The following is a 14268-nucleotide window of genomic DNA, read 5'->3' on the forward strand; positions in this document are numbered from 1 at the left end:
GTATCGGATGGCGGGCGGGTGGCGGAGGGAAAATCCGGTGGGCTTGTTGACGAATCCGCTTGCACTTCTCGGCGAGGTCGAGCGTGGATGCGTGGTGCCCCGCACCGTGCGGGGCCGCGCACCGCAAACGTGCAGATCAGAGGTGGTGGGGAGGTGGGGCAGGTGAGGTCGGATGTTCCGGTTCGGTTGGACGAGGTGGGGTCGTTGCCGGTGGTGTTGGACCCGGTTGCGGCTGGGCGGATGCTCGGTTTGGGTCGCACCACCACCTACCGGCTCCTGCGCCAGGGGGCCTTCCCCGTGCCGGTTCACCGGACCGGCAGGTCCTGGAAGATCCCCACCGCGGGGGTTCTGGCCCACCTGGGCCTGACCACACCTTCCACCTCGGGTGGCTGTGCACGGTGTGGTGTGCGCGGTGACCACCGCAAGGAGGGGGAGTCGTAGATGGCTTCTCACCAGGGACGAGTGTTCAAACGCTGCGGATGTCGGGATGAGAACTCCGGTCGGGCGTTGGGGGTGCGGTGTCCGAAGCTGCGCCGCCAGGGCGGGGCGTTCAACCCCCGCCACGGTGACTGGGGTTACCAACTCGAACTACCCCGAGCCAGTGGGGGAAAGCGTCGTCAGGCCCGCCGCACCGGACTGGACAGCCAGGAACAGGCGTGGGAGGTGCTGGACCATCTCAAGGCTCTGCTGGAGTTGGCCGAAGGGGAAGGAGAGGTGGAGGTGCAGATCGCCGACCTGATCCAGAACGCGCTCAAAGACCGAACCCGCTTCCCCTCGGTCGAGGAGGTGCGCAAGCGTCTGGGGACAGGGGCGGATGTGCGCAAGGAAGCCCCCACCGTGGGGGCCTACCTGAAGGCGTGGATCCAGGCGAAGCCGGATCTGGCCGAGGGCACCCGCGCCTCCTACCAGGGGCACATCCGTAAATACCTGATCCCGCACTTGGGCAAGGTGCGGTTGGACCGGCTCACCTCACGCCAGGTCGAGGCGATGTTCGACTCCATCGAGGCCGACAACGTCCACATCCTGGAATGCCGAGAGTCCGAGGATGCGAAGGTGCGGGCCTCGGTCCGCAATCAGCGGGTGGTCTCGCTGTCCACTAAGCACCGAATCCGCGCCACCTTGCGCAGCGCGCTCTCGGACGCGGTACGCAACCCCGAGGAGCCGGTGAACATCAACGCGGCCTCCCACGCGAGGTTGCCGTCATGTCCGAGGAAGAAGCCGTTGGTGTGGACCCCGGGCCGGGTCCGTCAGTGGGAGAAGGACGGCACCATCCCGGGGGAGGTGATGGTGTGGACTCCTGAGCAGACCCGCACCTTCCTCACCCATGCGCGGAAGTACGTGTGGTTGCACCCGCTGTTCCACCTCATCGCCGTCAAAGGATTGCGTCGAGGTGAAGCGGTGGGCCTGCCCTGGTCGAACACCCGCCTCACCGATGGAGAGGCTGATATCCGTACCCAGGTGGTGCAGCTGTCCTGGCAGACCTTCACCTCTACTCCGAAGAGCGAGGCGGGCCAGCGCACCATCACCCTGGACACCGACACGGTGAAAGTGCTGCGGGGGTGGAAGAAGTTCCAGAACCAGGCCCGGCTCCAGGCGGGGCCGGAGTGGTCGGGTTCGGGGTTGGTGTTCACCCGCCAGGACGGGCAGGGGTGGCACCCCTCGCATGTGAGTGACTGGTTCGCCCGCATCGCGCGAGCGGCCGGACTCCCGCCGATCACGTTGCACGGGCTCCGCCACGGGGCGGCCTCGATGGCCCTGGCGGCGGGAACGGACGTGAAGGTGGTCTCGGCCGAGTTGGGCCACTCCACGACCCATTTCACGCAGGACACCTACCAGACGGTGTTTCCCGAGGTGGCCAAAGCAGCGGCGGAGGCGACCGCCGCGTTGCTGCGAGGAACTTCGTCCCAGGTGAGCAATCTGGCCCCGGTGCGGTAGCCGGTACCGCCGAGCACACCAGGAGCCCTACAGGGGCTCCGGCCCCAGGTGAGGATACGGGTTCACCCGCCCTGGCCTGGGGTTTCCTCGTGGTCAGGGTGCGTTAACCATCGGATCAAAGGTCCGGTGCCGCAGTGCACACTCAGTGGTTTGCCTTGATTTCATATAGCTTTGCTCGAAAAATGTTGCTCACTCCAATTTATCGATCATCATTGTCAACATGAGGGTCTTCTCTGTTGGGAAACTGCCCGCCTTGGAGGAGTTCATGTCTTAGTAGCGATTGCCTGGTTGGGTGAGTGGGTGTCGTGGTGGATCTTGCAGATGCGTTCTTTCGAGGACGAAGCATTAATGCTAAATGGGGAATTAAAAACGAGGATGATTTGTGGAAGTGGATCCTGGAAGAGGGGTACTGCAAAGTGGCGAACTGGCACCTTGAGGGCGGGGAAAACTTGTTCTTTCGGGGCCAGGCAAATTCTGGCTTCGGTCTAACTTCTTCTCTTTATCGTAAATGTCGATCTTTGCTCGAATCAAGAAGAGTCGAGGAGCGGGACCTCGAGCTTGCTGAGAGTTCAATAATGTGTCAGATGCGAAAGCAGGGAATCGGTCGCCGCATGACCGACGGTCAGCTTCTGATGGTGCTGCAGCATCATGGCACTCCTACACGCTTGCTGGATGTTTGTGGCAGCCCATTTGAGAGCCTATTTTTTGCGGTCAATGATCTACATCGGAAAGACGGGTGCCTTTTCTTGATTCATCCACATGGAGATGGTCAAGATAATGAACTTAGGCTCTGGGAGACCGAAAATCTACCATGGGCTGGCGGCAAAGATGGGGGGGTGGAAAAGTGGACATCTGCTGTATACCTGACCCCTCACAAATCACTCGACCCTAGGATGCATGCCCAGAATGGACAATTTTTAGTCGGAGGGCTTTCTCGAGTCTTTCCAGGTCAAAAAATGAGGCTGTCAGGGAATTTGTCTGCTCATGGAAATGGCGGCCCGAGAGTTCCGGTTGAGAATGTCCCTGATATATCTAGCTTGAATCTTAATTTCTTGAGGAGTAAAATTCATAGACCCAATTTAAGCTGGGGTGGAACTGCTTGGGTTTTGCTAGTGAAGGCCGATTGGAAGGAAGGTCTCATGGCAAGGCTTCAGGCCCATGAGCCTGAGATATCTTTCGATACAATGTATCCGCCGCTGGGAGAAGTTTCAAGGCTTGCAGATTTTATTGTCGATCGAATATTCATGCAGAATAATAATCATTGATGTGGCGACCTGAGGTTGGGGTTTGCCAGTGGCTGGTCGGCTCTCGAGGTGGTTTGTGGGCGTGGTTGATGAGGGATGTCCTCTAATGTGAGGATTTCGTACTGAAGCTCCTCAGAAGTGTGATTTCGGTGCCCGGGTCGATGTCTGATTTGCCCGCTCCTTTCGAAACACGAGCCTGCTTGTTATGCAGGATCCGAGAGTGGCTAAATGCGCGGATAAGGCCCTCGGTTCCATGGGATCTTTCTGGTCCTGGTCACTCCATGATATTCAGAGTCCGGTGGAGACTTCGAATCTAAGCTCTCACTTACTGTGCAGGGGGTGGTCGAACGAATCAAAGGTTCCAGGGCAGGGTCATTCCTCAAGTAGTTCGTTCTGCCAGCGTTTCAGGAACCGTTGGCTGGCCTGTGTTTGGGAGTGGTCAGTGCCGAGCACTCGCGTCTGATCGTTTACCAGGGTTGAGAAAAGCTCGACGGCTTTAGCGGTGTCACCAGACATGTGCGTCCACACGGCGATTTTGAGGCGGGTGCCGAGGGTGTGGCGGTGATCGGGGCCCAGGACACGAGCGCGGTCGGGCAGGAGTTGTTGGTGATCCTCAAGAGCGGCCTCGAGGTTACCGGTTCGGGCCAAGTAACCGTTGATTGCCGCACGTATTGTGAGGGTGTAGGGGTGGTCGACGCCGTAGACACGGATCATGTCGGGGAGGAGTTTTTGGTGTGCCTCGAGTGCGGTTTGGAGTTTCCCGGAATTACCGAGACAGAGGTAGAACTGCGTGCGAGCCTCGAGGGTGTGGGGGTGGTCGGCACCGTAGACACGGATCATGTCGGGGAGGAGCTGACGGAACCCATCCATTGCAGCCTTGTGCCTCCCGGTATGGTCCTGGCAGCGCGCGATGAGCTGGCGGATACGCAGAGTGTCCTTGTGATCGTCTCCCAAGGTCTGGCAGTACTGGGGGAGGAGTTGCTCCAAACCAGGAAGGGCAGATTCATACCTGCTCTGGTTGTAGAGCTTCCTGAACACGTTGAATCGCTCATCCAGGACCTCGGCGCTGACTACGGATGCATGTGGGTACGGTGGCCAGGCCTGTGTGTCGACCTCGCTGAGGATGTCGATAACTTCGGCTAGAGCGGGACGTTTGGCCGGGTCGTGGTTCCAGCACCAGATGATCAGGTCACCTAGGTTTTCGGGCACCTCGTCGGGAATGGTCGGGGCGGGACCGATTAGGAGGCGCAAGGTGGCCACTATCGTGCGGGCTTGGAAGGGATTGGTCCCAGTCGCGGCAAAGTACAGCACGGTTCCCAGGCTGAAGACATCGACGGCTGGTTCTGGGAGCTTACCCTCGGCCTGCTCGGGGGCCATGTAGGCGGGGGTGCCCATTAGGGCGCCGGAATGGGTGATGCGGGTGTCCTCTGGGGGGCGCGCGATTCCGAAGTCGATGATGCGCGGCCCGTCCTCAGCCATGATGATGTTGGCAGGTTTGAGGTCGCGATGCACTAGGCCGTGTTCGTGTACAGCTTCCAGCCCTTCGGCGAGTCCTGCAGCGAGAACCTGCAGGGAGCTCTCTGGGAGCGGGCCGTGTGCGGTCACAGCCTGCTGGAGGGAGGGGCCAGGGATGTAGGCGCTGGTGATCCAAGGTTCTTCGGCTGTGGTATTAGCGTCTACGACCTGCGCGGTGTGGAAGCCGCCCACCCTATGGGCGGCTTCCACTTCGCGGGTGAAACGGATACGGAAGCCGGTGTCATTTGCATATTCAGGACGGATGACCTTGACGACAACAGGTCTGCCACCCGGGGTGCGCGCAAGGTAGACCTGCCCCATACCACCGATGCCGAGGCGTGCTTTGAGGCGATAGCGGCCTATGTGTGAGGGGTCAGTCGGCTGCAAGGGCTTCAACCTTGGCTCGCTTTCCTTGAGGGCTGGCCGTGGTCGTCTCGGTGAGGCTGTTCGGGGCGAGCCTACGCCAGGGCCTTATCTGGCGAAGGATTCAACGGCTGACACTCTGGGGCAGTACCACTGGGGAAGCGGGCGCAGGTTTGTAGGGACAGGGCGTTACAGTGTCGGTTCCGTGCCCGGGGTGCGTTGGGCATAGCTGCGCGGACGTTAGGGCGACTGTGGGGCGAAGGCGGGCGCACAGAGGGCCGCCCCACAGGGTCACAGGGCGGCAAAGTGCTCCGGGAGATCCATCCCCACCTGCACCCACCTTGTACTGGGGAGCACACGAGGAGCACACATGGGCCCCAAACGCCGCGAGGACCTCTTCCGAGGTCCTCATGCACCCCGTCTGACCTGGGGTTTTGTGGCGCACCCGGCAGGATTCGAACCTGCGACCGTCGGATTAGAAGTCCGGTGCTCTATCCACTGAGCTACGGGTGCTCGCTTTGGTTGTGGCCTGACGTCGCTGGGCGTGGTCAGGGTGTGACGCTTGGTGGGGTGGTGCGGCGGTCCTATGGGTGGGTGGTTCGGGGCAGTGGCGTCCCGGGCAGACATTCTAGGGTATTCGTCAGATGTCGCTCACGGGAGGGCAAAGCCTCACCAACTACGGTGATTCGCAGTTGCGTCTCATTACCACGCGCGCTCCACCAAATCGGTCGCTATGGGCGTCGAGCCCCACGTTACCCGTGATTAACCCCGGGTGCGCCGCTGTGCGGTCGGTGTTTCGCGAACTGGCCGCCCCGGCGCGGGGCGGCCAGGAGGGTCAGAAGACCCACCATTGACCTGCCAGGATCATCAGTGATGCCACCGCGAACAGCATGCGCTCCCCTCTCCCTCGACTCTAGGGCCTCTAGGTGTATGGGCCATTGCATTGCGTGGCAAACCCCGGTTTACCGCGGTTTGGACACCCTCGTAGGTGCTGTTGACTGAAGGGGTGAAACGGGGACTGATCGCGGGATTCGTGCTGGACAGGCTGGTGCCGGACCCCCGGAGGGGGCATCCGGTGGCGCTCTTCGGAGCGGCCGCCGGGTGGTGTGAACGTCGACTTTACCGGGACTCCGTGGCGGCGGGCGCTCTGTTCGTGGGGGTGTCCGTGCTGCCGATGGTGACGGTGGGTTCGCGGTTGCGGGGCCCGGTGCCCGTGGCACTCGCGACCTGGGCGGTCCTGGGCGGCAGCATGCTGGGTCGAGAGGCCGAACGGGTCGCCGACGCCTTGGAGCGTGGGGACCTGGACGGTGCGCGCACGTTGGTCCGTGGGTTGTGCGGGCGTGAGGTCGATGACCTGGACGCGGGCGGGGTGGCGCGGGCAGTGGTCGAGTCGGTCGCGGAGAACACCTCGGACGCCGTGGTGGGCCCGCTGTTGTGGGGTGCGCTGTGCGGCCCCGCCGGGTTGGTGGGGTTTCGGGCGGTCAACACCCTGGACGCCATGGTCGGGTATCGCGATGACAGGTACGAACGGTTCGGCAAGGTCGCCGCGCGCTCGGACGACGTGGCCGGTTGGGCTCCGTCGAGGTTGACCGCGTTGTTGGCGGTGGCCGCGGCTCCGGTGGTGGGTGGGAGCCCCGGTCGGGCGTGGCGGGTGTGGCGGCGGGACCATGGCGCGCATCCGAGCCCGAACGCCGGGCAGTGCGAGGCCGCGTTCGCGGGTGCCCTGGGTCTTAGGTTGGGCGGCACGAACGTGTACGGGGATCGGGTGGAGCACCGACCGGTGATGGGGGAGGGGGCCGAGCCGGCCGTGGTGGACATCCGGCGGGCGGTGCGTCTGGCACGCGTGGTGAACCTGGGCGCGTTGTTGGCGGCGGTGGCCCGATGAACGCGATCCTGGTCGCCGGCACCACATCGGACGCCGGCAAGAGTGTGGTCACGGCGGGGTTGTGCCGGTGGCTGGCCCGGCAGGGAGTGCACGTCGCCCCGTTCAAGGCGCAGAACATGTCGTTGAACTCCGTGGTGACGCCGGACGGCGCGGAGATCGGCCGGGCTCAGGCGATGCAGGCCGCCGCCTGTGGGATCGAACCCACCGCCGACATGAATCCGGTGCTGCTCAAGCCCGGGGCGGGCGGAAGCCAGGTGGTGATCGATGGCCGGGCGGTCGGGGAGGTCGACGCCTTGGGCTACGGCGCCATGCGCGAACGCATGCGCGCCGCTTCCCTGGCGGGCCTGGCCCGGCTACGTGAACGCTACGACGTGGTGGTGTGCGAGGGGGCGGGCAGCCCGGCCGAGATCAATCTGCGGACCGGCGACATCGCGAACATGGGGCTGGCGCGCGCCGCCGATCTGCCCGTGGTGGTGGTCGGTGACATCGACCGCGGTGGGGTGTTCGCGTCGATGTTCGGAACGTTGGCGTTGTTGGATGCGGAGGACCAGGCGCTGGTCGCGGGCTTGGTCGTGAACAAGTTCCGGGGTGACCGGTCGCTGTTGGAGCCGGGTTTGGAGATGCTGCGGAACCTGACCGGCCGCCCGGTGTTGGGGGTCCTGCCGTGGCTGGACGGCCTCTGGTTGGACGTGGAGGATTCCCTGGCGCTGAGCGTGGACAGGGGCCCCATGGCGCCGCCGCTCGCCCGCACTCTGCGGGTCGCGGTGGTGCGGCTGCCCCGGATCAGCAACTTCACCGACATCGATGCCTTGGCGGTGGAGCCGGGGGTGGACGTGCGGTTCGTGACCTCCGCGGCGGAGGCCGCCGATGCCGACCTGGTGGTGCTGCCGGGCAGCCGGGCGACCGTGCGGGATCTCGCCTGGGTACGTGAGCGCGGCATCGATCGTGTGTTGTCGGATCGGCCCGTGTTGGGGATCTGTGGCGGCTACCAGATGTTGGCGGAGTCCATCCGGGATGAGGTGGAGTCGGACGCCGGTTCGGTGCCGGGGTTGGGTCTGCTGCCCACGACGGTGGAGTTCGCGGCGGAGAAGACGTTGGGGCGTCCGGTGGGGGAGGCCTACGGGCAGCGTGTGGAGGCCTACGAGATCCACCAGGGCCGAGTAACGGTGCACGGAGGAGAGCCGTTCCTGGACGGTTGCCGGCGTGGCCGCGTATGGGGGACCACGTGGCACGGCGCTCTGGAGAACGACGGGTTCCGCCGCGCCTTCCTGACCGAGGTGGCGCGCGTGGCGGGTCGGGACTTCGTGGTGGCGCCGGGTACGGACTTCGCGGCCGCTCGTGGGGAACGGCTGGACGCGTTGGGGGATCTGGTGGCGGAACACCTGGACACCGACACGGTGTGGCGGCTGCTGCGAGAGGGTGCACCGAAGGGGTTGCCCTTCGTTCCGCCCGGAGCGCCGCCGGCGTGAACCGGGGCGGTACCTCCGGTCTCGGGCGGTACCCCTGGTCTCGAACCGTACCCCGGCCTTGGGCGGTACCCCCCAATTCGGGGGGTACCCCCCGCGCAGAAAGGTGCCCTCATGTCCGGGGCCGCCCGTGTCGAGGGCGCCCCGGAACACCGAGGGCGCCCCGGAACGGACGAGGGATCAGGCCGCCAGGGAACGGGCGTAGTTGACCTGCTGGTTGATCTGCCGCACGAGGACGGGGCTGTTCACCGGGAGCTGCGTGGAGTGGTACTTGCCGTCGGCCTGCACGGTGACCTGCACGTGCCCGGAGGTCTTGCTCTCCTTCACCAGGAGGATCAGCAGACCCAGCAGGCAGGTCCACCAGAAGATGAGGATGGCCACGATGATCGCCCAGGTGGGGGTGGACTGCTCGGTACGGCTCATATCCGACATGGTCCACACGCTGCCCTTGATGGGGAAGCGGCCCGCGGGGGTGATGACGCTGGTCTGGGTGACGGCGATGTCCCCGATGGTGACCAGGGTGGGTTCGGGGGCGGGGTGGGGATAAGGGTTGCCGGCCTCGGCCGGTGTGTAGCCGCCGGTGGGGGTTCCGTAGGGCTCCAGCTGCCCGCCGGTGTGCTGCTCCGGGGGAAGGCCCCAGCCGGGGGGCTGAGCGTCCGGCTGTTGCCAGGGGCGGCCTTGATCGGGGTACTCGTTCATGTGGGGATTGTGTCAAAGCCCCCGTCGTCGTCGATGCTCGGCGGTCGGGCGAGGTCGGGTTGTGGCCGGTTGTGGCCAATTATCGACAGTGCGTGGCGCTGTCCGTACGGGGCGTACGCGATCGTTTCTCCTGGTGTGGCACAGGTCACTGCAAACGTGGGGCTCCGGCCCGGTGTGTGGTGGACCCTCCCGAAAAACATGAAAGTCTTTCGCGATTTCCTTACCCGTGCGTAACATGCCGCTGATCCATCGCCCGAACCCCCAGGTGGTGACGTACATGTCTCCCGCACCCCCGACCCTTCGATCTCCCTCGCGCAGGACCCGATTCCGTGCCGGCGCCATGGGAACGGCCCTGGCCGTCACGGCCTCCCTCGCCGCCGCTCTGCCGGCCACCCCGGTCATGGCCGAGCCCGTCGCCTACGAGGACTACTGCGCGCCCTCCGGTTGCCACGACATCCTTCCTCCAGGCCAGAACGGCAACGCCACCCTGGTCGAGATCCTCGGCCACCAGGTCTTCGGCACCCGCCCGGAGCACTCCTCCAGCCAGCTCGACATGTACGACGACCTCGTGCACCACTACGACGGACTCACCGAGGAAGGTCTCGACGACTTCTTCCAGGACGCCTCCTACGGTGTCGACGACGCGGAGGTCGACCGCGAGTACCAGCCGCGCGAGGACGTCACCATCGTCCGCGACGCCGCACACGGCATCCCGCACATCACCGGCACCACACGCGACGGCACCATGTTCGGCGCCGGGTACGCGGCCGGTGAGGACCGCCTCTTCCTCATGGACGTCCTGCGCCGGGTCGGCCGCGGCGAACTCACCTCCTTCGCCGGCGGCGCCGAGGGCAACCGGGGGCTCGAACAGGACCTGTGGTCCACCGCCCCCTACACCGAGGAGGACAAACAGACCCAGATCGAGCGGGTCGCGAGTGAGGGCGGGGAACGCGGCGAGCAGGCCCTCACCGACGTCGACGCCTACCTCGAAGGTGTCAACGCCTACATCGACGAGGCCGACAGCGGGCGCTACTTCCCCGGCGAGTACGTCCTGACCGGGCACAAGGACGCCATCACCAACTCCGGCGAGATCGAGCCCTTCACCACCACGGACGTCGTGGGCATCGCCGCCATGGTCGGCGGCATCTTCGGTGGCGGTGGCGGCGGTGAGATCCAGGCCGCGATCGTCCTGGCCAACTTCCAGGACCGCTACGGCGCCGAGGAGGGAATGGAGCTCTGGCACGCCTGGCGCATGGAGAACGACCCCGAGGCCACCGTGAGCGTCGATGGCGAGTTCCCCTACGCCCAGACCCCCGACGACCCGATCGGCCGGGCCGTTCCCGACCCGGGCTCCGTCGAGCCCTACGACATCGTCCACGACGAGTACGGATCGGCGGCCCCGGACGCGGCCTCCCAGGCCTCCACCACCGAGACCCGGGACGCACCCGAGGCCGACGCGCCCACCGTCGAGGAACTCCCCGAGGACCAGCGGGCGGAACTGGAGAAGATGGCCGAGGAAGGCGACCTGTCCGCCGCCGAGGGCATCTTCGACGATGGTGTGCTGCCCGAGGGTTTCCTGGACCCGCGCGGCATGTCCAACGCCCTGCTGGTGTCCGGCGAACACACCGAGAGCGGCAACCCCGTCGCGGTGATGGGTCCCCAGACCGGGTACTTCTCCCCGCAACTGCTCATGCTCCAGGAACTCCAGGGGCCGGGCATCAGCGCCCGAGGTGCCTCCTTCGCGGGCGTGAGCTTCTACGTCCAGATGGGCCGCGGGGTCGACTACGCCTGGAGTGCCACCTCGGCGGGCCAGGACATCACCGACACCTTCGCCGTGGACCTGTGCGAGACCGACGGCTCCGAGCCCACCACCGGCTCGCGTTCCTACGTGGACTCCGCCGGTGACTGCGTGGACTTCGAGGCCCTGAGCGTCAGCAACGACTGGACGCCCACCATCGCCGACGGAACCGAGGAGGGCGGCTACACGCTCACCTCGCTGCGCTCCGAGTACGGGCTGGTGAACTCCTTCGCCACTGTCGACGGCGAACCCGTGGCCTTCACCGAGCTGCGGTCCACCTATATGCGCGAGGTCGACTCCATCATCGGGTTCCAGAAGTTCAACGACCCCGATCTGATCACCTCCGCGGAGACCTTCACCGAGGCCGCCTACGACATCGCCTACGCGTTCAACTGGCACTACGTCGACGACCAGGACATCGCGTTCATCAACTCCGGGGACAACCCGGTCCGGACCGAGGGCACCGACCCCAACATGCCCATCGACGCCTACTCCGACGCCGGCTGGTCCGGTTGGGACCCGGTCACCAACGGGGCCGACCACCACCCGCAGTCCGACCACCCGCAGCAGATCAACCCGGACTACATCGTCAACTGGAACAACAAGCCCGCGCAGGGCTACACGTCGGGCTGGTCGACCGGTTCGGTGCACCGCAACGACCTGCTGGACGGCCGCGTCTCCGGGCTGATCGAGGACGGGCACCGCTTCACCACGGCCTCGCTCACCGGCACGATGATGGAGGCCGGGGTCGCGGATCTGCGCGCCGAACAGGTCGTTCCGCTGTTGCTGGAGGTCATCGACACCGCCGAGGTGGACGACCCCGAGCTCGCGGAGGAGGTCGAGTCCCTGCGCACGTGGGTGGACTCCGGCGCCCTGCGTCGCGAACCCCAACGCGACGCCGGGAGTTACGAGCACGCCGACGCCATCCGGGTGCTGGACGCCTGGTGGCCGATCCTGGTGCGGTCCCAGTTCGAGCCCGGCTTGGGCGAGGGCCTGTACGAGGAGCTGACCCGCGCCGTCCAGACCGACGAGTCACCTTCCGGGTCCATCGGCGGTGGCGAACCGGGCAGCGTGAACCAGGGGCAGCCGCACCGTGGTTCGGCGTTCCAGTACGGCTGGTGGTCCTATGTGCACAAGGACCTGCGCACCGTCCTGGACCAGGAGGTCGACGGCACGCTCGGCGACCGGGTCTACTGCGGCGAGGGCGATCTCGGCGACTGCCGGACGGTGCTGCTGGACAGCCTCGCCGAGGCGGCCGCCACCCCGGCGGAGGAGGTCTACCCCGGGGACGAGCACTGCTCGGCCGGTGACCAGCTGTGCGCGGACACCGTGATCCACCAGTCCGTGGGCGGGATCGACATGTGGCCGATCGCCTGGCAGAACCGGCCCACCTACCAGCTCGTCTACGAGTTCTCCGGCGGCAGGTGATCCCCACCGAGGAGAAAAGGCTCAGGTAGGAGGGGCCTCAAGGCACAGAGGGACGAGAGCGGCCCGTGGTACCCCGGTGACGGGGGACACCGCGGGCCGCGATCCTGTATCCATTACCGGATTCTTGTGGTTCGTCAGGGTTGTATGGGTAGCGTAAGAACTACCCGAAACCACAGCGGGAGGGCCGACAGGAACATGCCTGCTTGGCTGATCTGGATCATTCTCGCGGCTGCCCTCGGTGCCGCCGAGTTCTTCACCCTGACATTCGTCCTGGGGTTGCTGGCCACCGCCGCACTGGTCGCCGGCCTCCTAGGGGCCCTGGGACTACCGGTGGTCGTGCAGATCATCGGATTCGCCGCGGCTTCTGCGGCCGGGATCGTGCTGGTCAAACCGATCATGGAGCGGCAGATCACCCGCGGCCCCGACGTCCGCTCCGGAACCGCCGCCCTCGTGGGGCGCTCCGCCCTGGTCCTGGAACCGGTCGACGCCGACCACGGGCTCGTCAAGCTCAGCGGAGAGGAATGGTCGGCGCGATCCCTCGACGAGGACCTCGTCATACCGGTGGGCGCGCACGTCGACGTCGTGGAGATCGACGGAGCGACCGCCGTGGTCTATCCGCGTGAGGCGTTGCCCGAACCCATCGAACCGAACGGCCCCGATCAGACCCGGCCCGACCAGAGCCGACCGGGACGGGAGCGTCCCGAATCGGACTGACCACGGCCACCACGGCCACCACGGCAATCCACAGCAATCCACAGCAATCCGAGACCGAGCCGTACAGCCACCAACCGATCTAGGCACAGGTGCAGAAGATGGATCCTGCGATACCGCTCATCATCATCGCCGTTCTCCTGGTCGCCATCGCTTTGTCGGCGATCCGCATCGTTCCGCAGGCCCGCGCCTACAACATCGAGCGCTTCGGCCGCTACATCCGTACCCTCGACCCCGGACTGAACTTCATCATCCCGGGCGTGGATCGGGTCAACTCCAAGTTCGACCTGCGCGAGCAGGTCTTCACCTCGCGTCCCCAACCCGTGATCACCGAGGACAACCTGGTGGTCAACATAGACACCGTCCTCTACTACCAGGTGACCCAGCCCAGGGCCGCCGCCTACGAGGTCGCCAACTACATCCAGGCCATAGACCAGCTCACCGTCACCACGCTGCGCAACGTCATCGGTTCCATGGACCTGGAACGCACGTTGACCTCCCGCGAGGAGATCAACACCCGGCTGCGCGGGGTGCTCGACGAGACCACCGGCAAGTGGGGCATCCGCATCAATCGGGTCGAGATCAAGGCGATCGACCCGCCGCCCACCATCAAGGAGGCGATGGAGAAGCAGATGCGGGCGGACCGCGACAAGCGCGCGGCCATCCTGCACGCCGAGGGTGAACGCCAGTCCCGCATCCTCAAGGCGGAGGGCGCCCGCCAGCAGGCCATTCTGGAGGCCCAGGGCGACCAGCAGGCGGCGATCCTGCGGGCCGACGGTGAGGCCAAGGCGATCGAACAGGTCTTCCAGGCCGTGCACGCCAACAACGCCGACGCCAAGCTGCTCGCGTACAAGTACCTGGAGACCCTGCCGAGCCTCGCCGAGGGCGAGGGCAACACGTTCTGGGTGATTCCCGGCGAGTTCACCGAGGCGGTCAAGAACGTCTCGCACGCCTTCGCGGGCGACGCCGCCAAGTCGACCCCCTCCACCGAGAAGGGACAGCAACAGGAGGAGGGGGACTCGGGACCCGCGCAGATCACCGGCCCGGATCCGGCGAGATCCACCTCCTCGCAGGCGGCGGCGCAGGCCGCGGAGGCCGCGGAGAAGGCGGTCGCCGACGCCCGGGACGACGTGCGCAGGGCCGGGGCCAGCATGGGTTCGACCCCGTCCTCGGGTAAGAGCGAGTGAGCCCGACCGGAACACGGGTTCCGGTCGCGCGAGGAGA

The 14268-nt window shown here is 65.6% G+C and carries 10 protein-coding genes and 1 tRNA gene; 8 read left to right on the top strand and 3 right to left on the bottom strand.

What is annotated here, in order from left to right:
* Nucleotides 1-162: 162 nt before the first annotated feature.
* The 3 genes from BQ8420_RS22030 to BQ8420_RS22040 all read left to right on the top strand — a co-directional run bounded on the left by BQ8420_RS22030 (nt 163) and on the right by BQ8420_RS22040 (nt 3200).
* Nucleotides 163-441 carry an AlpA family transcriptional regulator gene (locus tag BQ8420_RS22030; RefSeq protein WP_087101112.1) on the top strand — a complete coding sequence of 93 codons (279 nt, stop codon included), beginning with the start codon at nt 163-165 and terminating at the stop codon, nt 439-441.
* Nucleotides 442-1935 carry a site-specific integrase gene (locus tag BQ8420_RS22035; RefSeq protein WP_087101058.1) on the top strand — a complete coding sequence of 498 codons (1494 nt, stop codon included), beginning with the start codon at nt 442-444 and terminating at the stop codon, nt 1933-1935.
* A gap of 308 nt (nt 1936-2243) precedes the next feature.
* Nucleotides 2244-3200, top strand: a complete 957-nt coding sequence (locus tag BQ8420_RS22040; RefSeq protein ID WP_160049387.1) for an FRG domain-containing protein — start codon at nt 2244-2246, stop codon at nt 3198-3200.
* Nucleotides 3201-3551: 351 nt separating this feature from the next.
* Here BQ8420_RS22040 and BQ8420_RS22045 read toward each other — a convergent pair whose 3' ends face one another.
* Nucleotides 3552-5081, bottom strand: a complete 1530-nt coding sequence (locus BQ8420_RS22045) for a serine/threonine-protein kinase (RefSeq protein ID WP_143847473.1) — start codon at nt 5079-5081, stop codon at nt 3552-3554.
* A gap of 413 nt (nt 5082-5494) precedes the next feature.
* Nucleotides 5495-5570 (bottom strand) — tRNA-Arg (locus BQ8420_RS22050).
* A 508-nt stretch (nt 5571-6078) separates the two neighbouring features.
* Here BQ8420_RS22050 and BQ8420_RS22055 point away from each other — a divergent pair.
* Both BQ8420_RS22055 and BQ8420_RS22060 read left to right on the top strand, forming a co-directional pair.
* Complete coding sequence (locus tag BQ8420_RS22055) at nt 6079-6942, top strand: cobalamin biosynthesis protein (RefSeq protein WP_087101113.1); 864 nt, start codon at nt 6079-6081, stop codon at nt 6940-6942.
* Nucleotides 6939-8411 (top strand): cobyric acid synthase, encoded by a 1473-nt coding sequence (locus tag BQ8420_RS22060; protein ID WP_087101061.1) that lies wholly within the window; start codon nt 6939-6941, stop codon nt 8409-8411. The genes BQ8420_RS22055 and BQ8420_RS22060 overlap by 4 nt, the downstream gene beginning before the upstream one ends.
* Before the next feature lie 177 nt (nt 8412-8588).
* Here BQ8420_RS22060 and BQ8420_RS22065 read toward each other — a convergent pair whose 3' ends face one another.
* Nucleotides 8589-9107, bottom strand: coding sequence for a hypothetical protein (locus BQ8420_RS22065; protein WP_087101062.1), 519 nt, complete (start codon nt 9105-9107; stop codon nt 8589-8591).
* Nucleotides 9108-9447: 340 nt separating this feature from the next.
* Here BQ8420_RS22065 and BQ8420_RS22070 point away from each other — a divergent pair, with 340 nt between their 5' ends.
* The 3 genes from BQ8420_RS22070 (at nt 9448) to BQ8420_RS22080 (ending at nt 14231) form a co-directional block, all read left to right on the top strand.
* A complete protein-coding gene (locus tag BQ8420_RS22070) occupies nt 9448-12333 on the top strand; it encodes a penicillin acylase family protein (protein WP_200816049.1) in 2886 nt (961 codons plus the stop codon).
* A gap of 195 nt (nt 12334-12528) precedes the next feature.
* Nucleotides 12529-13047, top strand: a complete 519-nt coding sequence (locus BQ8420_RS22075) for an NfeD family protein (protein ID WP_087101063.1) — start codon at nt 12529-12531, stop codon at nt 13045-13047.
* A 98-nt stretch (nt 13048-13145) separates the two neighbouring features.
* Nucleotides 13146-14231, top strand: a complete 1086-nt coding sequence (locus tag BQ8420_RS22080; RefSeq protein WP_087101115.1) for an SPFH domain-containing protein — start codon at nt 13146-13148, stop codon at nt 14229-14231.
* Nucleotides 14232-14268: the final 37 nt, after the last annotated feature.

It is taken from the genome of Nocardiopsis sp. JB363, assembly GCF_900143625.1.
Taxonomy (GTDB): domain Bacteria; phylum Actinomycetota; class Actinomycetes; order Streptosporangiales; family Streptosporangiaceae; genus Nocardiopsis.

Coding starts and splice junctions, on each gene's coding strand:
- BQ8420_RS22035 (WP_087101058.1), top strand. CDS start 442: ATGGCTTCTCACCAGGGACGAGTGTTCAAACGCTGCGGATGTCGGGAT.
- BQ8420_RS22060 (WP_087101061.1), top strand. CDS start 6,939: ATGAACGCGATCCTGGTCGCCGGCACCACATCGGACGCCGGCAAGAGT.
- BQ8420_RS22065 (WP_087101062.1), bottom strand. CDS start 9,107: ATGAACGAGTACCCCGATCAAGGCCGCCCCTGGCAACAGCCGGACGCT.
- BQ8420_RS22070 (WP_200816049.1), top strand. CDS start 9,448: ATGGGAACGGCCCTGGCCGTCACGGCCTCCCTCGCCGCCGCTCTGCCG.
- BQ8420_RS22075 (WP_087101063.1), top strand. CDS start 12,529: ATGCCTGCTTGGCTGATCTGGATCATTCTCGCGGCTGCCCTCGGTGCC.
- BQ8420_RS22080 (WP_087101115.1), top strand. CDS start 13,146: ATGGATCCTGCGATACCGCTCATCATCATCGCCGTTCTCCTGGTCGCC.